Here is a 22,119-nt window from a genome sequence, read left to right as displayed (position 1 = left end):
ACTATGACCTCTGCTGACTTCTGACAGTTCAGCTACTTGTCTCCAAGTAGGTTATGAAGGGTACTTCACGTTTCTGTCAGACCTCCCCGGGTAAGCGTATGCACTTTCACACCATCTATCCTCCTCATTTACTTGATATGACCTTCGACAGAAGGACTTTGTTTTGTAATGCAAACTCATTCAATCATACCTAGCCTTATATGAGATTCGTGTTCCTCGGACCGGTGTTTTGCCTCCAGCTTCCTTCAGATTCCGCGTCGCCACGGACACCCTTGCTCTTAGCTAACCTCTACTTCAGTCTTCGGGGTTCGGGACTTGCACCCTATAGTTCATAAGCATGCCGGGCGCACATTAAAAAGAAGCAGAGATAAAATCTCTACTTCTTTCCTATTAGTCTTTCAATTTTAGCTGAAGATCTTCAATAACATATACTTGTTCAGCTACCCGTTCAATAAATGTACGATCATGGGAAACGAGTATAATCGTCCCTTCATAAGCGTTTATAAAGTTTTCTAATGCTTCAATTGCTTGAATATCTAGAAAGTTGGTCGGTTCGTCTAACAATAAAATATTATACTCTCCTAAAAATAATTGGCATAGTTTCAAACGAATTGCTTCGCCACCACTTAATGACTTAACATTTTTCTGAAGATCTGTGCCGCCAAACTGCATGGAATGTAAAACACTACGCAAAAGTCCTTCATCGTAACCCGAACTGTTTTTTACCATTTCCCAAACGGTTTCATCCATTATAAATTGATAGCTCAATTGATGAAAATATCCAATTCTCGCTTTTGGAGAAATGGTTAATTCAGAAGCCTTGTTTGCAATTTGTGAAAGCAACGTACTTTTCCCACTACCATTACTACCCGTAATCGCGACTGTCTTACCAAGAGGTAGCTGGAAACTGGTTTCATTTAGTAATACTTTATCCTTAACTTGAAGCGTAAAACGATCAGCCATAATTGGAAACTTATTATGCAACTCTATCGCTTTTGACTGCCGAAAAACGATTGGTCTATCTTCTTTAACCGCTTCCACTTCTTGTAGTTTCTCCATTCGTTGTTCGATAGCCTTTGCTGCTCGCTGAATTGATTTTTGACTTGTACCTTTCGATTTGGTCATAAAGGACTTATTTGGCTTAGCTTTTGCTTCTTTTTTCGACAGGCGACCAGCTTGCGCAACCTTTTCTGCTTTTTTCATTTTTTCTTGCGCAGCTTTTTCAAGACGCCCCTTTTCTTTTATAAACTGTTCATGGGCTTGCCTTTGCAGTTGCTGTTCTACCTTTTTTTGTGCCAAGTATTCACTATAATTCCCCGAATATACATGAACTTCCCCTTCTTCAATTTCCCAAATGGTTGTCACTAGTTCATCTAAAACAGCCCGATCATGACTAATTAAAACGAGAGCCCCATAGTAATACTTCAATTCATCAAGTAAAAAGGAAATACCTTCTTGATCTAAGTGGGTTGTTGGTTCATCAATGAGTAACGCTTCATAATAGTGGGTAAACAATTGGGCAAGTTTCAATCGGGTTTGCTCCCCACCACTTAACTGATGGGAATCTTTTGGAACACCTAACTTTCCAAGTAACGCCACGTCCGCTTCAATGGTTGATGGGGCTTCCAGTTGTTCAAAGTATCCACTCTCTATATGACGGTGAATTTTACCTTTTGCTGGTTGGACGATACCTGCTAATAATTTTAGTAAAGTGCTTTTCCCTGCACCATTTTTACCGACAATTCCGATTCGGTCAAATTGATGTATCGCTAATCTTTCTATCTTTAAAATTTCTTTATCTAAAAAAGTTACTTCTACTTGTTGTAATTCAAAACAAATTTGTTCCATCTTTGCTACCTCCGAAAAATAGTTTTTTCGTATCGATAGCTAGAATCGATACGAGCTTCAATGCCAAGCTCGTATCAATAAAATAATAAAAATTGCATTGTCCTTCCTCCAACTCATTTAATATGTTAGTAAACAACAAAAAACACAGGCGGCATGCCTGTGTTTTAGAGTAAAGGGAAACCATCTTCCATTAATGTAGAAATTTCTCGATTATAACTAATGAAAAAAGGTAGAAAAATCTACCTTTCTAATTAATCATATGAACTACTTTTAAAGTAGTTATGAAAATACATCGCTCATTTCCTCACGAGACTAAAATCAACAGTCTTTTATGAGATGAAGATTATTAAAAAAGGACAGACTTATCCCATCTACTCTGTATACACAAAACAGAGCCTTTGAACATATTCAATTATTTGTTCAAAGATAGGTAACGAAGTCTCATTGAATGGGTCATTTTTTAATAATCCTCCTTAACAGCTAAATACAGTGTTAATTATAGAATAGCCTTTTTAATACAGTCAAGATAAAGTGATGTATCCTCTACGATTAACTTACCAATCAAATCAAAAAGCTTCTCCAGATGTAAATGGAGAAGCCTTACAGTAAAAAGTAGTTCATCATTAATTATTATTCCATCCGTTTCATATCTCGAATAGCTTGTATTGATAATCGAACAAGTAAAACAGCACATAGGAACAAACCTAAATATGATGCGGTATTTAAATAAATGGCATATGCTGAATGGATGAATTGGGAAATGGCTAACAACGCAACCGAAATAACACCAAAAGTAATCCCGACTAAAAGTAAGACAAACTTCGAAAACAAATGGGTAATAAATTTGGCATTATTTTTATCTGAGAAGATATCGTGATGCAATATTACCTTTCCATCTTCAACCTTTTTAAACAATTGGTCGACCCGTCGAGGAATCTTCCTTAAATTCGGTATAATTAAAGCTAACTCTTCTTCCAAACGGTCCTTAGTTGCCCTCGGTTCTTTAAACGGTTTTTTCAACGCTAGTTTTAAATAACTACTTGAAAACAATTTCGCTTCTTCAAACATATTGAAATTGCGATCAATAATTCTTAACGTTCCATCTAATGTAACAATCACTCGTAACGCCACACTAACTGATGGGTAAAATTGTAGTCCGAAATCTCGAATCACTGTAAAAATTGAATAAATAATTTCATCTGTTCGAATCCGTTCAACATAAGAGATTTTTAAAATAATTTGACTGATGGCTTGCTCTAACTCAAGTCGGTCTACTTCCCTCGTATTTTTCACTAATAGGGAGATTCCATCATATAAAATCGAAGCATCATTTTGTTGAATCCCAATAAAAAATAGTTTCAACCCTTCTTGTTGAGCAGCTGACAGGCGGCAAACAGCACCGAAGTCTAATAAAGTAATTTCCCCAGTATTTAAATCGTAATGAATATTACCTGGATGGGGATCTGCGTGAAAAATCCCCGAAACTAAAGCTTGTTCTAAATAAGAGAAAAGTAAAGTTTCCGCTATTTCATGACGATTGTCGATATCGTATTGGGCAAGATTTCCTAAGCTAACGCCCGTTGCCAATCCCATTATTAAAATATTTTCATTACTATATTCTTCATATACCTTTGGAATCTTTACTTTTAAATCACTCTTTTTCATTACATTGTGGATTTGGATCATATTACGAGCTTCTATTTTAAAATCGATTTCTTCCCGTAATGAAGAAACAAATCCTTCTGCTAAGTCTCTAAAACCAAGGTTTTCCGCCCATTGGGATTTACTTGTGACCCAATTAGCAAATTCCATTAAAATGCTTAAATCTTCTCGCATAATTTCCTTTACTTCAGGACGTAACAATTTCACGACAACTTCTTCATTTGTTTTCCGTAAAATCGCTCTATGGACTTGCCCTATAGACGCAGCAGCAATCGGCTTCATATTAAAATAGGAAAATACTTCATTTATTTCACCGCGCAAATTTTGCTGCAATGTTTCTTTTACTTGATTTTCAGAAAGCTGTGTTACATTATCTTGTAATTTCTCCAGTTCTTCTATAAAAATCGGGGATAGGAATTCCTTACGTGTCGAAAGCACTTGTCCGAACTTAATAAAAATACCGCCACATTGTTCAAGGGTATCCCTTAAGGCGATAGCTAATTCCCGATCTGAATCTCGATTTCTAGCATATTTCATTGTTCTTGTAATGCCATTTTTTACAGCAATACTTAAAACGGTTCGTAATCTTTTTTGATGACGCCAATAGCCGATAATTCTTTTAATAATAAATTTTTTCCCAACATTTCTACCATTACTATCATTTAATGCAATCGGATCAAATAATTCAAAGAATAAGTAAATAAGCATCGAAATAAGGAGCATACTACCGATCCACAATAAAGTAGAAACATTCATCACACTTTTAATTGTATTTAAAGAATGTTCTGCTCCTCTTAAGTACGTATACCAAAAGATAAAAGTTGTAAAAGAGACACTAATGAAAACAGAAAAGAGTCGCTTAAAAATATTCACATTAGAACCAATTAATCGCCCACTAACAAAAAAGATGAAAATGGATACGAATAATATTTGAACGATTGGTATTATAATGCTCATTCCCCTCACCCGCTTTCTTTAGGATATAAGTTACAAAGACTTTATAGAACAATCCACCTGCACTTCTACATTGCCTCTTAGCGCTCTACTAATCATACAGTTTTCTTCCGCTTTCATAGCCAATCGATTAGCTAAGCGCACATTACTTTCATTGGCCTCATGAAGGAATATTTCAATATGATGAATAATTCTTTTATATGTAAATATATTATTTTCCACTTGTACAACACCATCTGATTGAAGGGATAATCTTGCTTTTATATCCGACCGTTCTAAAATCGCTGCAAGGGAAATCATATAACAACCTGCTGCGGCACTTAATAATAATTCATCGGGATTTGTTCCAATTCCAGGACCATCCATTTCTTTTGGAATTGATATCGTCGTTTTTAAATTTTCACAGGCAATCTCACCTGTATCATTTCTTCCTCCATCCCATCCTGTTTGGAGCTTAAAAACATGTTCAACTGCATTTGACATAAATTTCCCACCTCTCTAGTTTTAACTATACCACCCATTTAACAATGATAAGAAGTAAAAACCCACCAAAATGTAAGAAAGAGGATCCACATAAAGTGAATCCTCCATGTATTAAATTTCAATTGTGGTCGTTGTTAAATCTGAAGTTAACCCAACAGAATGAATCGTTAATTGGGTAGAACCTTTTGTAAAAATAACACCATGGAGCTTTCCTCGTTCATAGATAGCTCCCCCACCATCTATACCAATCTTTTTTTGACAAGATGAAACCCAAACGTTACTTGATTTGTCTTCATTTAATAATACGGTTGGTGTGTGTCCAAATACAACAATTTCCTTTGCTAAATGGGGAACATTGAAAAACTCTTCCCTAATCCAATAAAAGTCATCCTTTTTCGACTCACGAAAATTTTCTACATTAGCCGATATTCCTGCATGAACGAAAAGATAGGGATCCCATAAATAAAATCTTCTTAAATTTTTCATAAACTCGATTATTTCTTTATTTTCTTTTTGAATCTTCGCCGTAATTTCCTTTACTGAAAAATGATCAGAAACGATTGAGAAAGTTGGGGCATCATAAAAACTTTGAACGGTAGCAGCTCCACCAACCTTTGGATTAAAATAAAATTCCGAAAGGTCGTCAGGTTTTTCTAACCAATTTAAAAAGAGCTGTTCGTGATTCCCACTTAAAGCAACCGCATCATAGTCTTCTACTAGCTGCATTACTTTTTTAATCACTTTCACACTATCTGGACCACGATCAATATAATCTCCTAAAAATACTAATTGTTCCTCATTTGGATTCCATTTGTCTAACAATTTTTCCAAAAGATTATAACAACCATGTATATCTCCTATAGCAAAAACTTTCTCCAATGCACACACCCCATTTAAAAAACAAGCTTTTTAATATTGATACGTATGATTTGATTATACTTTTATAACTTTTCAAGTTCTTTATTCTTACTATATCATATTCAATTCGCAAATTTTTTATATCTATAAATATTAGAGCGTTTTCTTTATTTTAAGCCAATTTTTCCTTGTTAACTAAGCCTTTTAAAAGAAATAGTAGATGACTTTTAATCGTTATGAAAAAGAATAAAAATTTTTTTTATTTTAAGTAGACATTTTAAAAATTACCAGGTATAATAAAGAGAATAATTATATTGCTTCATATCTAATGAATTCACATGTTACAAAAAGTAATCGTGAACGTTCGGTACTTTTTGTAATGTGTGAATTTTTTTATAGTATTTTGAAGTAATTGGTTATTGATTAAATTTTTTGGAGGTCTTTTAAAATGACACAAGGTACAGTAAAATGGTTTAACTCAGAAAAAGGTTTTGGATTTATCGAAGTTGAAGGTGGAAACGACGTATTCGTACACTTCTCTGCTATCCAAGGCGACGGCTTCAAAACTTTAGAAGAAGGTCAAAAAGTTGAATTCTCAGTTGAAGAAGGAAACCGTGGACCACAAGCTTCTAACGTAGTAAAACTTTAATTTACTATTTAAAGGGCAATCTCAAATTGAGATTGCCCTTTTTTCATTAGTTAAATATTTGTTTAATGTATCCATAATACTCGGATTGGGTAGAACAACAAAATTCCCGTTGAATACTTTTGCAATTTTCTACGATGGTATCGAAAGTATTTGGTTTGCTTATTAAATACCCTTGAACTGCATCACATTCACTATTTACTAAATAGTTAAATTGCTCCATCGTCTCTACACCTTCAGCAACAACATTCAATTTAAAATGTTTGGCCAGTGAAATGATTAAATCAATTAATGGTTTATGATTTTCTTCATTCATATTTTTAACAAACTCCCGATCAATTTTTAAACAATCGATTGGTAAGTCCTTTAAAAAAGAAAGGGACGAGTAGCCTTTACCGAAATCGTCTAACGCAATGGTTACGCCAATCCCTTTCAATTCATGTAAAATCGGCGTTAAAAATTTCGTATTCATCGTCATACTTTCAGTAATTTCTAGCTGGAGACATTCCGGTGAAAGTTTGGTTTCGTGTAATATCGTTTCAACAACTTGTACAAAATTTTCATGGAAAAGTTGTCGTAAAGATAAATTTACAGCAACTGTTACTGGTTGTTGAATAACTTCCTGCAATTCCTTTGTTTGTCGACAGGCTGTTTCTAATACCCATTTTCCAATAGGAACAATTAAACCCGAATCCTCAGCAATTGGAATGAATTCTGAAGGTGGAATTAACCCCTTTTGTGGATGCTTCCAACGTACTAGGGCCTCCATCGCGATGGAATGCTTTGATTTCAACTTCAGTTGTGGTTGATATTGAAGAAATAATTCATTGTTTTGTAATGCTTTATATAAATCATTTTCTAACATTAATTGCTCTTCACGAACAGTTAACATAGAAGGTTGGAAGAAAGTAAATTGTTCGGGAGATTTACTCGCTTCATATAAGGCAAATTGAGCATATTTAATGATATTTTCTTCTGTTTGTGCATCTTTTGGATAATAGGCAATTCCAATATTCACTGTTATGTTTAATGAAAAATGTTGGATACAAAATGGCTTCTCCATCATTTCAATAATCTGTTTACATAAGTTTTGAATGGCCTCTTCATCATTATTATCCTCGATTAAAATTAAAAATTGATCTTCCCTTAACCTTCCAAATAGATAACTCGGAAAATACGTATGTAATCTATCAGCAATCATTTGAACAATCCGATTTGTATAAAAGGAACCTAACGAAGTTTTAATCGTGGTTAAACGATCAATTTTCATTACTAATACCGCTTTGCTAGAAGTATCATCAGCTAAGTTTTCCTTAATTTTCTCTAGTAAATAACGTTCATTGGGTAATTTCGTAATTTCATCGTAGTAAGCCATGAAATGTTTTTCTTTTTTTGAATCATTCAGCTTTTGTTCAGTATCCTGCAAGCTTTTCACTGCTCCGTCATAAACACTTTTGAACTTAGCAGCTAAATAAAGTTGGGCAATAATAATAAGAGAAAGAATAATACCATAAACACTAGTAACTTCATTTAAAATTATTAAAAAACTAATTAAAATGATAATGATCACATTAGTTATTAAATAGACAGAGTTATTTTTATACAAGAAAAAAAAACTATCATTAACGTTCATCATTATCCCCCCATTTTAAATCAAAATGACTATCCTTAAATAAACATTTATAGGTATTTTGAAATGATGAAATTTCATTTAATTAGTTTTAATTTAATACTATAAATTAGGGGGATAAACTTTTTGTACACTATTTTATACTAATTTGCAGGGTTGTTTGCCTCAACCTTTTTCAACAATTGATTTAATTCATCTTTATATTTCTCATAAATTTTATCATGGCCTAATGCTTGAAAAACTGTGAAGGCACGGTTACATTTTTCTATACCTTCCGTAACAGAGTTCTCTACAACATCCATCATTCCTTCATAAAACAACAATAACGTTTGTTCAAAAAACTCTGTAGTCTCTGTAAAATATTTTTTTGTGGCATCTAGAATTAGTTTTGAATAGTTATATCCATCATACCTAAAACTAAATTCTAATAGATTAAAAAATAGGAAACTTAGTACCTTACTATCCGTATTCAATTCTTTGTACTTTTCCGCTCGATTTAATAAATTTTTTGTCATTAAGAATGCCGTTGACGGCGGAAATAAAAAGATAAAATTATTTAACATTACCAATTCATGGTAACACCATTCATCAACACTTAATAAGTAATCTGCAATTTCATCTAGATATTCTCTATTAATTTTATTTAAATCAAAATCATTTTCTATACAGTGACATTGAATATATAAGTGACGTAAAAACATGTCCCCGCTTTCTTCATATCTTTTCTTAACTTCCAATTTAATTTTAGATATCTCTTCAATTTCATTAGCATAGTACAATTTTAATACTTTATTAAATTCATTCATTTTGGAGGATTTTTTATAATCATTTTTAATATAAAAAAATTCGTTATACGTAACATTACAGTATTCTAAAATTTCAGTAAGTTTATCAGAAGAAATACTGTTTTTACCTGATTCGATTCTCGCAATATATGGACGTGTCATACCAATTGCATCTGCCAAAGCTTGCTGTGTAATATTTTTGTTTTTTCTGATGTATCTGATAACTTGACCGATCTCCATTTTCTCTTTCCTCCTATTCCCCATTTTCCTATGTATAATTTAGTATACACTTTTATAGCATTTTTTCTTTTCTAGTACAATTTAATTATATTAAATAATTAAAGAAAGGGTTGAGTACAATATGAAAAAGAAAAATTATTCTATGTTTAAATTCTTATTTGTTACCGCTACTGCTTTAGTTGTTTCTTCATTACCCGAAATCCAACCATTTATTTGGCTTGCAGGATACTAATTTAGTTTAGTAACCTAAAACGAAAAATCTTTAGTTATTTTAAAAATCTATGGAATCTCTTTAAAATCGTAAATTCTGCCTATTCTATTAATTCAGTTTTGTAATTGTTCTCCTCCTTTTATTAGGAGGATTTTTTTTATGGCGCGATAACATCTACCAATTATTATATCTTTTTTCCATCCTTTATATTAACTAATAAAACCGTTTAAATTATATTTGGATTCGCCAATAGAGAAAGGATACCGTTTAAAAGTCATTTCTTTTAAAAGGTATCCTTCCATTTTTCATTATCCACTTAATAATACAAGGGCGCTTATCGGTTACAAAACGTTCGATTGTAACTTTTCAAAAGTACACCCTTCATAATCATTAGCAGCTACTTGATCACAAATAGCTTTATAGTTATTCAGACCTCCTACATAAATAACAAAGCCCCGCTGTTCGCCATCGATGTTCGCCCCAGTATACCAAGAATTTGTATAAGGATATAATGTTTGATTTGCAAGGTCATCACATTGTTTAGCCCATTCGAGTTCGGACTCTTTTTGGGCTTCAATCGTTTGAATTCCCTTTTCCTCTAAATATTCAATACACTGGTCAATCCAATCGACATGCTGCTCAATAGCTGCTGGCATATTCGTCAAAACGGAAGGACTTTGTGGACCTGTTATCATAAAGAGGTTCGGGAAACTTTCCATCATTAAACCTAAATATGTTTTAACATTTCGTCCATCTTCCCATTTTTCTTGAATCGTTTTGCCATTGCGCCCTTCAATATCGATTTTTAGCAATGAACCTGTCATTGCCTCATAGCCCGTCGCATAAATTATGACATCACATTCCACCGTACCGTTCTTTAACTGAACACCATTTTCCACAATTCGTTCGATTGGATTATCCTTTAACGATACGAGATGGACATGGTCTTCATTAAAGATTTCATAGAAGTTCGTACCAATGATTAAACGCTTTGTCGTTATATAATAATTTGGATGGAGTAATTGGGCTGTATCACGATCCTCTACAATTTCATCAATTTTATCACGTACAAATTGAGAAACGACAAAGTTTGCTTCTTTATTTGCAGATACATCTGTAAAAACTGAGCCAAGGGAAAGACCGCCCGTTTCCCAAATATGTTCTAATTTTTCTTTTTGTTCTTTAGCGGAAAATGCTGTTGCTGATTTCCCGGTTGTATATAAACGTATTCCACCAGGAGTATTGAAGAACGCTTCTCGAATGCCCTTATAATTGTTGATCGCTTGTTCTTGTTCCTCCTTACTTAATGGATGGTTACGAGCTTCTGCAACATAATGGGGAGTTCGCATTAACAAAGTCATTTCTTTTGCTTCCTTCGCCACTTCTTGCATCGTTTGTACACCACTGGATCCATTACCAATCACAACTACACGTTTTCCTGTAAAATCAACCTTATCATGGGGCCATCGACCTGTATGATATTGTTCACCTTTGAAACTTTCAGAACCTTCAAAAGGTGGAATATTTGTTGTAGATAAACAACCGACACCACTAATCAAATATTTCGCTTCAAAGATTTCACCCTGATCCGTTGAAATTTCCCATTGCTTTGCTTCTTCTTGGAATTTTGCCTTCGTTACCCTCGTTTTTAACTGAATATCCGGTCGGAGATTTAGTTCATCTGCAACGAAATTTAAATACTGTAATATTTCTGGTTGAGAAGCATATCGATCTTTCCAACGCCATTTTTTATATAACTCTTCAGAAAATGTAAAACTATAATAAATCGAATCAGAATCACATTTTGCACCAGGATAACGACTCCAATACCAAACTCCGCCTACTCCATCTGCTGCCTCTAGTACTCTTGCTGATAAGCCTCTTTCCCTCAACTTATGCAGCATATATAATCCAGCAAAACCAGCTCCAATAATAATGGCATCATATTGTTTTACATTCATAAAATCCCCCCTATTTATTTGACGTTCGTAGGAATTGTCGTTAAAAATTGTGCAATCGCATCCACTGTTGCTTTTGTTTCTTCCGCAAACACAGCCATGTTGCTGAAAAATCCATGAATACTTCCATCAATTTGAATATATTTTACTTCCACACCAGCTTGTTGCAATTTTTCGCTATATTGTTTCCCTTCATCCAATAACACATCATTTTCCGCAGCAATTATCACCGCTGGCGGTAAAGCGCTTACATCTTCAAGCAATAAAGGAGAAACGTAATGATTTTTATACTCTTCTTCATTATTGACATAATACTCGCCAAACCAAATCATCAAATCTTTATCTAATCCGTAACCATTCGCAAACTTGTCGTAAGAAGAAGTTGTAAAATCTAAGTTTGTAACAGGATATATCAATGCTTGCGCTTCAATAGCTGGACCATTTTTTTCTTCACTTAAAATCGTCATAACTGTTGCTAAATTTCCGCCGGCAGAATCGCCCCCCACAACAATTTGGTCGGCAATACCATTTAACTCAGCTGCATGCTCATGTACCCAACAAAGGGCTGTGTAACTATCTTCTACTGGAACAGGGAATCGATATTCAGGTGCTAATCGATAATCAACCGATACGACAACCCGTTGCGTTTTTTCAGCTAATAAACGGCAACCTGCATCTGATGTGTCTAAATTTCCAATTACCCAGCCACCGCCATGGTAATATACAAAAAGCGGGAATGGTCCTTCTCCTTCAGGTGTGTAAATACGAACGGTAATCTCGCCACCATCAACGGAAATTTGACGATCCTCCACCTTTCCAACCGATGGTACTTCAACCCCTTCAGGCGCAGGTGCTAAACTCATCATTTCACGTACTTGTTCTGCAGATAATGTTTGGAATTTTGGACCGCTATAAAACCCTTCTAAATACAGCTTTGCATTGTTTGTTAATCCCATTTCAACAACATCCCTTTCTTACATAATATTTGCAGACGTATTGTATGCATATTTATCGTAACAAAGGTTCTTTTTTCAGAATATTCCTACTTTTAGTTGTCCCTATTATTCTATTTAGTATAAAATGATGACAACAATAGTACTTTTTAGAGGGATAAAAGCATATAAATTTATGAAGGGGTGATAGAGTTGCAGATAACTTCTTGGTCCATTAAAGAACAATTAAAAAGGGGAAGCCAATTACAAACACAGGAAGAACAAATATGTCATCTACTGTTAACGTTAGAACAATTACTTGACAGTGAAAAACTGTCCTTCTTTCGGTACAGTCCAGTCGGTTATGTTGGCGAAGGAATAGCCGAGCTTGAAAAGGGACAATTCCACTCATTAACACATATTCGAGATGATATTCGTTCGCTACCTATCATTAAAAAAGCTGTCGATAATCATAAACCTGTCTATTATACAGGTCAAGATATCATTACTCTTATCTCTAGTCGCTATCAACGGGCAGTTCCGCTAAAAGGTTTATTAGTCGTTCCTATCGTTGTGAACTTTATGACCATTGCCTACATTTGTTGCGAATATATTGAAAGCGCTTACGAAATAGAAGCGTCCCTTATCGAACAACTGGCACTCTTTGGAAATCTAGCTGGTGAAATGCTTATACAATCTCAAACGATTACCCATCCAAAACTAAGCCCTAGGGAAAATGAAATTTTAAGGGCACTCGCCAATGGATTTTCGACAAAAGAACTAACAAATATCCTTTGTTTAAGTGAATCAACCATTAAGCAATATATTAAATCTGCCCTTATAAAACTCGGTGCGAAAAACCGAGCCCATGCTGTATCGTTATTCCTAGCTCAAAAATTATAAGCCCCAATTCGTTAAATGAATTGAGGCCTTCTTTTTACTTATTTAAATACTAATATCCCTTTTTTGGAAGAAGGTAAATGTAAGTGCCATAAAGATAATATAGTATACTGCTAAAATGAGTAATGACATTGGCAATGTCACATCTTGAAGGATGTTATCCTCCAATGCATAAACCGTTAAATCTAAGTGAGGGAAAATTAATAATTTCGCCCACGCAAACTTTTCTGCGATTAATACAATGATACCGCCAAGTGTAGACGATAGGAACAAAACAAATATACCAATCCCTACTGCCAATGCTTGACTTTTAAAGATTGTCGACAACATGAAAGCAATGGATACAATTATTAATAAGCTTGGTAAGTAATACAACACTTTTAATAAAAACTGATCTCCAACAACAGCTAATTTATAGCCTTCCAATGTTGTCTCAAAGAATTTCGCGTTAAAATCTCCTGCTCCAAATAAAACCAACCCAACGATATAGCCGAAAATAATAAGGGCTACTAGTAATGAAAAGGAATAGATTAGCGTTGCAATATATTTTGAGAGAAGAATTTCCCATCGGCGATGTGGTCGAATTAATAATTGTTTAATTGTTCCATCGGCAAATTCAGAAGACACAACGGCACTTCCTACAATAACGGAGAACAATGTAATCAACATCGTCATTCCAATTACTGTCCCATTCATAAAATGCCAACTACTATAAGCATTAGGGTCAATGTTTTCATCCAGATAGCTTTGATTTTGCTGTATTAAATCCATCGTCCATTCATCATCAGGATTTTCTTTCAATATTTGTTGATATTCAATTATTTCAGCTTGGACATCCTCACGCCAATTAGGATCACTTGGACCTAAATCAAATACTTTTTGTTGAATGACTCCAACTGCAATGACAGCTAAAAATAAAATAATGATATAAATCCAACTAGCCTTCTTTGCGAAAATTTTCGTTAACTCATTTTTAATTAGCGAGATCATTATTTTTTACCTCCCTGTTCACCCTTACTAGTTAATGCTAAGAAACGATCTTCAAGGGTAGTCGTTATTGGATGAATACTATATACTTTAATGCCATTGTTCACTAACAATAGATTGACATCGGCAGTTGTTTCTTTGTCTACTTTTATGGAGAATTGTTGTCCCTCTTCAACTTTCCAATCATTTGTTAGTTGATGCTCTTTTAACAGTTCAAAGGCTTTATTTACATCATCCACTTCAAATTGAACCGTTGGCACGAATTGTTCTTGATTCGCTAATTGATTAATAGAAGAAACATGGATAAGTTTCCCCTTTTCAATAATGGCAAAACGATCACACATTAACTCCATTTCCGATAATAAATGGGAAGAAACAATTACGGAAATTCCTTGTTTCGTAAGTGACCGTAAATAGTCTCTAAATTCTCTTATTCCTTGTGGGTCAAGTCCGTTTGTCGGTTCATCTAGGATAAGTAAGGAAGGATTATGTAATAAGGCTTGTGCCACTCCTAAACGTTGGCGCATACCTAGCGAGTATGTTTTTACTTTTTGATGAACAGCATTCTCTAAACCAACTAATTTAACAACTTCTTTAATACGTTCTTCCGTTACTTCACGCGTTGCCATATTGGCGTAATGCTTTAAGTTTTTATAACCGCTCATATATTTATAAAATTCTGGGTTCTCAACAATGGCCCCCATTTCACTCATCGATTCTTTAAATTGTTCATCGATATTATAACCATTTACAAATACTTCGCCCTTTGTCCGACCGATTAAACTAACAATCATACGGATTATCGTCGTTTTCCCTGCTCCGTTCGGGCCAAGTAAACCGAAAATTTCACCCTTCTCTACTTCAAAACTTACATCATCAACGATGACCTTATTTTTCACTTTTTTTGTTAAAGAACGTACTTCTAACGCCTTTTTCGTCATTACCTCTCCCTCTTTCTTCCATGAAAGTTTGTATAATATCCTTCCACCTTCATTTACGTCATAATTTGGAAAAAGTTTCATTTTATTTATTTAATATATAAAACACGTCGGAAAAAGTTGGTGAGGAATGAATTTAAAAAACAAATTAGATTTAAAAGGAGAGGAAGAGAAAATTAGTTGTATTATCGAAAAGGAGATTTATATTTGGAGTTTTTTTAACATAGTGATTCATAAGTAAATATCGTAAGATTCCATTTAATCTATTTAGAATTCATTAGGGATATTGGTTTAAAGAATAGATCTTCTTCAATATCCCATACCACTTGAATTCTGTTAAATTTTCTATCTTACTGATAATTTTTTTCTTTTCCCATTACCTTATTGTTCTCATCGAGTAATAGTTCAGTCATTTGTACATCTGACGGCAATAAAGGGTGTTGACGTATGACTTTTAACATATTTTCAGTGCTAGAATTCCCTTCTAACCAATCCAATACATTGGCTTCAGGAAATTCAGGCTTACAATAGTTAAATAAATAATTTAAAGTTTGGATTTTTTCTTGTAAGTCCTTTTTTTGATTTTCCTCCAGAACGAGGGACGATAAACTTTTTTGTCTATTTTTTTCTTTAGAGGTTACTATAACGATTTTTCCAATATTATGTTGATATACGGTAAGAATAATACTACGCATACTGTTATCAAAAGGCGAGATCACGGGACTACATTCCAAAACAATATTATTTTCTAAATCTATATATTGGTTTTGTTTTATGAAATCTTCCATGTGAACTTCCGTATCAATGATATAGAGTATTTTTTTCTTTTCGTCCATATTCATGAAACACCCACCCCATTATCCATTTAGATTTTCCTTCAAATCCACTTCAACTGATCCATTATTCGAATTGGCTTTGTAAATCGTCCGAAAGCTTAAAAATCATAATCCGTTCCCCTGTTTGTGTACTTATGTCTGTATGGAAACTTACGACTTCTTGACCTGTTAACGTTAAGATAATTTCTTTTAATTCTTCAACACCGGACTCCACTAAATTATTTCGATTCGTTTTGACAGATAGTAAACCGTCTTTATCTTGACATACAGAGTATTCAGCAGGAGTTAATATTCCCTTTAATACAACGATGACCATATCACGTACAATATCTGATTTAACCGAAACGGATCCTCTGCCAAGATAGCTTTTTTCCCAGTGGGTTAACGCTTTACTAATTTCCGCTTCAACATTACCTTTTGTTTTTTCCATCATAACTCCCCCTCATTTCCACCAAACACAATTACAAATTCAACTATATAAACGTTTCTATTCTTTTTTTGTATAGCCTTTTCAGCTTCAATTGAAGTCTCTATGTCCAACTCTCCCAATATCCTTCTGAATCAATGGATGCTAAGCGAATCCATCCATTTTTCACTTTTTGATGAAAGGCTTGATTTTTATCGAGTATTCGTTGCACATATTCCGTCGGTGCTTCAATTACTACAAGCAATCTTAAAGGCTCATGATAAATCTCTTGATCTGATTGCATCACCGATTGCCATGGAAGTCCACTCAAAAGGTCACTTGCGTTTCCTTGCATGACTCCAATTCCAGCAGTCACTGTTTGAGTCGTTTTATTTCCACTTCCATAATAATGCGGTGCAACGGTGGAAGCATAATATTGCAAATTAATCCATTGGGCTACTGTTACTGGCCCAGCTATTATATTTTCTAGTATTGAACCGTTGTTATCCTTGCGCCAGTCATAATTATGGAGAAAGGCTCTACCATCTAAATGACAATCCTTTGTCAGTTCCCGATTACCGATGATAAACGTTGCATTTCGAGCTAATCCCCATTCTGGTCGAACTTCACTCCAGTCTTCTCCTAACCGTTGAGCATGAGCTTTAGGATTTTTACGATTCCCTTCAATTCCCGGTAATTTTAACAGTCTTTCAGCAACTGCTTGCTCACTTACTTTCGACAATTTATTTTGTATAAAATCAAATGCTTCCTTCGCTTCACTTGAAAGATTAGGTACGTAAATCCACTGTAATTCATCGCTTGTTGTCAGATGCTCAGCAGCTGCAAAAACAGTGTCATGGGGAATAGAAATTCCTTCTTCACCAAGCGCTTTTCTTACTTCTGGCATATTACATAAAGTTGCCAATACCCGGGCATTGAAACCACTAGAGGCTCCTCCACATGCACCACAATCCAATGCCGAAGCATATGGGTTGTTCGTACTATGACTTCCATGTCCACAAATGACGACAAGGGGAGCGAAATGTTCAGTTAACCCCATCATGCGCAAGGCTTGCCGCGCATAAAAAACTCGCTCTTCTTTAGAAAAACCAATAGGCAACTCATCTTTGTTCGTTTGTTCTTGTTGCAGTGTAAGTTCTGTAGATGGTTTACGAAGCCAGTTTTTCCGAAGTTTACGGATTAGCATACCTGTACTTCTTGGGAAAAAGCTACGGGCAATCGTTTGTAAACTATACCAAGGACCTGTAATTTCCGGTAACAACAAGCTGGAAGGTAAGCTTTGTTTCATCGTTTTAAAGGAATAATTTAATAAGTTTACGGATTGTTGGCGTTCTTGATAATTTTTCAACTCCATTGCCGATGCCGTTTCATTCACTTTAAATTGTGGTTTAAACAAAATCGGTAAGGATGGGTGACTATGTTTTTGACCAAGTTCACAAGTTTCTATCGGTAATCCGAAAAAACCTGCCGTTCCAAAAGTTTCAAATGGCCCTGCTTCTTCAAGTTTACGGCGAAAAGGTTCTGAACGCACATCAATACAAAAGGCAAATTGGGCCATTGGTGCCTTGTCTTGTTCTAATGATGCCCGGGAGCCAATCGTTTTCTTTAATTGAACTTCGTAAGTTTGTTCCCATGCTTCTAGCAAAATTCGATTTCGAACGATTTGATCAAATCGATGGGCGAGCGTTAATCTAGCTTCTACTTCTTCAAAAGTTAATGATAACCATGAATTGGTTGGCATGTTCCCCCATTTTGCCCATGCAACAACTAATAAGCGGAAAAGCTCTTCCTCATCTTCTTCTAACTGCGGCAAAGGAAGATAACCTTTAATGAAGGCGTACTCTAAACTTAATCGGACTGCTAAATATTCCGTTACTAAATTTTCTTCCTTGTTGGATTGTTGTGATCGCCAAAGCATCATTCCAGCCCAGCCAGGTAAAGCGAGTAAGTGGGCTTCTAAATACTGTTGAACTTCTAAGTAAGGAATTTGTAAACCTAATAAGGCTGCCATTAATGCTTGGTCTGCTTGCATTGGCAATTCTTTTAGTTCCTTCCGTACAGTACGGTTTATAGCTGGATCGTTAGAAACTAGCTGCCTCCATGCCTCATAAAAACCCTTTTCCCGATTTGGCATAGACCAAGCGGCTTGTGACTCATCCAAATATAATTTACTCCACTTAATCATTTGTCCATTGAGAAGTTGATTCAGTTGCTTTCCATTCATCCTTTCCAAACGCTCACTATACGTTTGTACGTTAGTTTTTTTCGGAAAACTTAACTGATATTGGCTTATCTCCTTTACTACACTCTCCAAATCTGTTGATGATAAAGATTCAAATGAAGTCTCATTTTGTAAAAGAGCTACCTGACAAAATTGAAATGCTACATCACGGGGCAGATTCAGTGACTGTAAATCAAGCCATTGTTGCAGTTTTAATTCTACAAACTCTTGTTTAATATTCCCCTTTTTCCATGCTGACTTTAACACAGCATCACTAGGATAAATGTCTACATTGCTTGTTTCTTTCAGTCGACGTGCGACTTGCTCAAAGGGTTGGTCCTCTAGACTTGCCCAAGGGTTACGTGCCGCAAAATTTGTTATTGGACCGAGGGGCACAATCACTTTACTAGCTGATTCCACTAAATCATGAATATGAAAATCAAGAGTACTTCCATTTCCTTCAATATTGAGTTCTTTGACAACTGTCGTATTCAATGTCACTTCCCTCCTTGAGAAAGTATTTGTTTTAAATAACTTGGATGACTTTCAATCCCCTCTTCATGGGGCTCTCCTAATCGGACAAGCCAAAGATATATCATTGTATATAATTTAGATAAGCGATTTCGTGTAAGCCATAGCCCAATAATACTTACTAACAACAAAATAAAAATGATTAAAATAGCACCAATCGTAGACGTTTGTACTTTTGGCATCGTTTCATATAAAGCATTATGTAAGAGATGGTGGATATAAAAATAAATAATACCTCCTCCTACAAACACAAAAAGACCAAAAATACGCCCTACTTTTCCTAAACCAAAGGCTACAAGTTGTACCCAAGCTAAAAATACACACCACCCTAACATAAAGGCGCTAACTAACTGATAACCTTCTTCTGGAGAAGTGAGCCAATATCCGATTCCTACTAGAAGGGCCAATATGCTTCCTGTAAAAATCCATTTAAAGGGCAACGTTTTTTTCGTATAAACGGTAGACTGGCTATGATCTAATACCGAACCAGCTTGAAGAAACAGGGTAGATTTGAATAAACCATGTAACACCGCATGAATTATGGCAGCGACATAAGCGCCTAACGCACACTGGATAAGCATAAAGCCCATTTGTGCAATAGTAGAACCGACAAGCTGTCGTTTGTAATCTACTTGGACTAACATAATGCCAGTTCCTATTAACACTGAAATGCTAGAAAAAGCAAATAAAAGTATTTGTACGGAACTTCCGGCAAAAAGAGGAGCAAAAAGAGTCAAAATAATTCCACCTGCATTAACAATTCCCGCATGCATTACTGCTGAAATTGGCGTTGGCGCTACGACCGAGTCCAACAACCAACGTTGGAAAGGCCATTGTGCAGCGGGAATAACGACAGCCACGACGAATAGTAAACTAATGCTCGTTTGCTCCCACGAATCAAGCTGGGCCATACTGCTAGCAGTAAGTACATCCGTCAATTGCCAATGATTCGTTACTTCCGTTAACCATACAATGGCTAACGTTAATAAGCCCCAACTAAGGGCAAACAAACAACCACAAATTTTTGCAGCATTTCTTGCCACTTGCCACTCTTTTTTTAATCCAATGAGCAATGTTAATCCGAACAATGTAGCCCCCCAACAAACTAATAACAAACGTAGATCATTACTAAGCCAAGCAACCGAGTCTGCAATCGTAGTCAATGTTAATAGCGTAAAATATTTTCGATAAGCTTTATCGCCATTTAAGTAATGAATACAATACCGTTGTACAATTAAGCTAATCGTCAGCACAAAAAACGCTAACAACCAAGATAAAGAATCAAAATGCAATGGGCCCATGATAATTCCCCCATCATTTGATATAAGGGCCATCAAGGCAATAATAGGCGGTAAAGCAATGAGACCTATATGAATGCGAATAAAAGAAAGGGGCGTATTTGGATTTAAAAAAATGATAGAGCTTAATGCAGCAATGGCAAGCACAATTAAAAATACGATTGGAAACAAACTAGCGTCTAATGAGAAAAACATCTAAACTTCCTCCACTAAACAAAATGGTTTGTAAACAAATAACCTTTCAAAAATGTGTATCCATAGCTTCATAAAAAATCCTTCCCCTCTGCAAATCCTAATTTAAAAAATAAAAAAACCGACAATTTTTAAAGCTAATGGATGGAAAAACCATTAACCTTAGAAAATTGTCGGTTTACTTTTAACTACCTTTTCGGTCTTTAAATAGTCTACCTTATATATACTTTCCTTGTTTTTTATTTTCCTTTTTTAAATAGCCAATCTAATGGATTAACGATTTACTAAAGGTCTAAAAAACAGCTTATAATTATTTATGATTTTAAATTGTATTATTTGGTAAGTGTTCTGTCAAGTTTTCTATATTTATATGCAATTGTTTCTCATAAATATTAGTCAAAATGGCATTGACTTTCACCAGTAGTACAAAGATGCCTCTATACTAATTTACCATCTATATCACTAGTATCTACACCATCGCCAAACCAATTTTTCAGTTTCTCTTTTGCTTGATTTTTTACGTCATCATCAATATACATGGAGACTTGCCATAAAGCTGCAAGAAGCGCCCCTAAATCGTCTGTATATCCTACTCCCGCTGCCAAATCCGGAATTAAATCCAAAGGTAAAATAAAGTACCCTAATGCTCCAATAATGATCGCCTTATTTTTCTTCGGTACCTCTTCCTTTTGTAATACATAATACAGGAGCAATACTACATATACAGCGGTTGAACCAGCTTTTTTCGAATATTTTTTTATTTTGTTCCACAATCCGTCTTCCGAATAATGTTTACTATTGTTTCGAATCGTTTCTTCATCGATTATTTCTGCTTTCCCCTTTAAATCTTCTATTTCTTCCTTACTTAATTCCATTTCGATTACTTCAGGTTGTTCATCTACCCTTTTTTTCTTTTTCAATTTTTCAAACATAAATATCCCCCTAAGCAACGATAATAATTTAATTATATTGTACTTTCCTTCATAACGGAAATGTTGGAAAAGAAAAAGTTAAAAAATGGTCCTAGGTTATCGAAACATTGGAGTTTGTTTATGTACTATTCCGCATTTACTTTATACAGGGTAAGGGGATATGTTTTATAAACTCTTTTAAATCAATTTGATAAAATTGTTCAATGTCTTTTCTTAATCTTCCCTCTAAAGCTATAAATTCTTGGACAGCCTTATCTAAATCAAAAACATTACTAACTTCCCATTGTGCCCAAATAGATTTAATCCGCGCTTTATTAGAAAATGGGATGAGGGAAATAAGGGCACCATCCTCATACTCATCATATTCAATCGTATAGTAATGGAATTCTTTTATATTTTCCTTCGTTAATGTTTCTTTCCATTTAAAAAGTGCTTTATAAAACTCAAGTATAGCTAGCTCTGCTTCGAAATAAATTGCATCGTTTATTTTAATTGTAAACAAGGCTTCTACTGTTAAAATAACAGAAACATCCCTTCGATCCTTATTCGAAATTGCCCCTTTCCCACTAATAAATTCGTAATGAAATGATATTCTATTCGAACTATTTTCCATAACTACCACCTAATGTTTTTTGCTTTACTTATCCACT

General features: G+C 34.8%; 19 protein-coding genes. 2 read left to right on the top strand and 17 right to left on the bottom strand.

Annotation, left to right across the window (positions count from 1 at the left end):
• Positions 1 to 390: 390 nt before the first annotated feature.
• The 5 genes from EC501_RS12475 to EC501_RS12455 form a co-directional block, all read right to left on the bottom strand.
• Positions 391 to 1,848, bottom strand: a complete 1,458-nt coding sequence (locus EC501_RS12475; protein WP_122972631.1) for an Msr family ABC-F type ribosomal protection protein — start codon at positions 1,846 to 1,848, stop codon at positions 391 to 393.
• A gap of 412 nt (positions 1,849 to 2,260) precedes the next feature.
• Positions 2,261 to 2,305, bottom strand: coding sequence for an erythromycin resistance leader peptide (locus tag EC501_RS18820; protein WP_122972634.1), 45 nt, complete (start codon positions 2,303 to 2,305; stop codon positions 2,261 to 2,263).
• A 173-nt stretch (positions 2,306 to 2,478) separates the two neighbouring features.
• Positions 2,479 to 4,467 carry an ABC1 kinase family protein gene (locus EC501_RS12465; protein WP_122972630.1) on the bottom strand — a complete coding sequence of 663 codons (1,989 nt, stop codon included), beginning with the start codon at positions 4,465 to 4,467 and terminating at the stop codon, positions 2,479 to 2,481.
• 30 nt (positions 4,468 to 4,497) lie between these two features.
• Complete coding sequence (locus EC501_RS12460; RefSeq protein ID WP_122972629.1) at positions 4,498 to 4,947, bottom strand: SACOL1771 family peroxiredoxin; 450 nt, start codon at positions 4,945 to 4,947, stop codon at positions 4,498 to 4,500.
• 111 nt (positions 4,948 to 5,058) lie between these two features.
• A complete protein-coding gene (locus EC501_RS12455) occupies positions 5,059 to 5,826 on the bottom strand; it encodes a metallophosphoesterase family protein (protein ID WP_158599711.1) in 768 nt (255 codons plus the stop codon).
• A 427-nt stretch (positions 5,827 to 6,253) separates the two neighbouring features.
• Here EC501_RS12455 and EC501_RS12450 point away from each other — a divergent pair, with 427 nt between their 5' ends.
• Positions 6,254 to 6,454: a cold-shock protein gene (locus EC501_RS12450; RefSeq protein ID WP_118876281.1), complete on the top strand. Its 201-nt coding sequence runs from the start codon at positions 6,254 to 6,256 to the stop codon at positions 6,452 to 6,454.
• A 46-nt stretch (positions 6,455 to 6,500) separates the two neighbouring features.
• Here the strand turns inward: EC501_RS12450 and EC501_RS12445 are convergent, their stop codons facing one another.
• From EC501_RS12445 to EC501_RS12430, 4 genes are all read right to left on the bottom strand, one after another.
• The gene (locus EC501_RS12445; RefSeq protein WP_158599710.1) at positions 6,501 to 8,084 is read right to left on the bottom strand and encodes a putative bifunctional diguanylate cyclase/phosphodiesterase; all 1,584 of its coding nucleotides are present in this window, start codon (positions 8,082 to 8,084) and stop codon (positions 6,501 to 6,503) included.
• 140 nt (positions 8,085 to 8,224) lie between these two features.
• Positions 8,225 to 9,106 (bottom strand): helix-turn-helix domain-containing protein, encoded by an 882-nt coding sequence (locus EC501_RS12440; RefSeq protein ID WP_158599709.1) that lies wholly within the window; start codon positions 9,104 to 9,106, stop codon positions 8,225 to 8,227.
• Between the two features lie 552 nt (positions 9,107 to 9,658).
• Positions 9,659 to 11,278: a flavin-containing monooxygenase gene (locus tag EC501_RS12435; protein ID WP_122972625.1), complete on the bottom strand. Its 1,620-nt coding sequence runs from the start codon at positions 11,276 to 11,278 to the stop codon at positions 9,659 to 9,661.
• A 14-nt stretch (positions 11,279 to 11,292) separates the two neighbouring features.
• A complete protein-coding gene (locus EC501_RS12430) occupies positions 11,293 to 12,231 on the bottom strand; it encodes an alpha/beta hydrolase (protein ID WP_122972624.1) in 939 nt (312 codons plus the stop codon).
• Positions 12,232 to 12,420: 189 nt separating this feature from the next.
• On the opposite strand from EC501_RS12430, the gene EC501_RS12425 reads away from it, so the two are divergent.
• Entirely contained in the window at positions 12,421 to 13,110 is a 690-nt protein-coding gene (locus EC501_RS12425) for a response regulator transcription factor (RefSeq protein ID WP_122972623.1), read from the top strand.
• Between the two features lie 42 nt (positions 13,111 to 13,152).
• On the opposite strand, the gene EC501_RS12420 is transcribed toward EC501_RS12425, so the two are convergent.
• The 8 genes from EC501_RS12420 to EC501_RS12385 all read right to left on the bottom strand — a co-directional run bounded on the left by EC501_RS12420 (position 13,153) and on the right by EC501_RS12385 (position 22,082).
• Positions 13,153 to 14,097: an ABC transporter permease gene (locus EC501_RS12420; protein WP_122972622.1), complete on the bottom strand. Its 945-nt coding sequence runs from the start codon at positions 14,095 to 14,097 to the stop codon at positions 13,153 to 13,155.
• On the bottom strand, positions 14,097 to 15,035 hold the full coding sequence (locus EC501_RS12415; RefSeq protein ID WP_122972621.1) for an ABC transporter ATP-binding protein: 939 nt from the start codon (positions 15,033 to 15,035) through the stop codon (positions 14,097 to 14,099). The genes EC501_RS12420 and EC501_RS12415 overlap by 1 nt, the downstream gene beginning before the upstream one ends.
• A 347-nt stretch (positions 15,036 to 15,382) precedes the next feature.
• Positions 15,383 to 15,874: a hypothetical protein gene (locus EC501_RS12410; protein ID WP_122972620.1), complete on the bottom strand. Its 492-nt coding sequence runs from the start codon at positions 15,872 to 15,874 to the stop codon at positions 15,383 to 15,385.
• 58 nt (positions 15,875 to 15,932) lie between these two features.
• Positions 15,933 to 16,298 (bottom strand): Na-translocating system protein MpsC family protein, encoded by a 366-nt coding sequence (locus tag EC501_RS12405; RefSeq protein ID WP_122972619.1) that lies wholly within the window; start codon positions 16,296 to 16,298, stop codon positions 15,933 to 15,935.
• Positions 16,299 to 16,398: 100 nt separating this feature from the next.
• A complete protein-coding gene (locus EC501_RS12400; RefSeq protein ID WP_122972618.1) occupies positions 16,399 to 19,011 on the bottom strand; it encodes a DUF2309 domain-containing protein in 2,613 nt (870 codons plus the stop codon).
• Positions 19,012 to 19,013: 2 nt separating this feature from the next.
• Complete coding sequence (locus tag EC501_RS12395; protein WP_122972617.1) at positions 19,014 to 20,540, bottom strand: NADH dehydrogenase subunit 5; 1,527 nt, start codon at positions 20,538 to 20,540, stop codon at positions 19,014 to 19,016.
• 434 nt (positions 20,541 to 20,974) lie between these two features.
• Positions 20,975 to 21,469: a YkvA family protein gene (locus EC501_RS12390; protein WP_122972616.1), complete on the bottom strand. Its 495-nt coding sequence runs from the start codon at positions 21,467 to 21,469 to the stop codon at positions 20,975 to 20,977.
• A gap of 136 nt (positions 21,470 to 21,605) precedes the next feature.
• Positions 21,606 to 22,082, bottom strand: coding sequence for a DUF7878 domain-containing protein (locus EC501_RS12385; protein WP_122972615.1), 477 nt, complete (start codon positions 22,080 to 22,082; stop codon positions 21,606 to 21,608).
• Positions 22,083 to 22,119: the final 37 nt, after the last annotated feature.

This window comes from Lysinibacillus halotolerans, from assembly GCF_003711845.1.
Lineage (GTDB): Bacteria > Bacillota > Bacilli > Bacillales_A > Planococcaceae > Ureibacillus > Ureibacillus halotolerans.
Note: the sequence above shows the minus strand (reverse complement) of the source record. Positions and strands in the feature narration are given on the sequence as shown.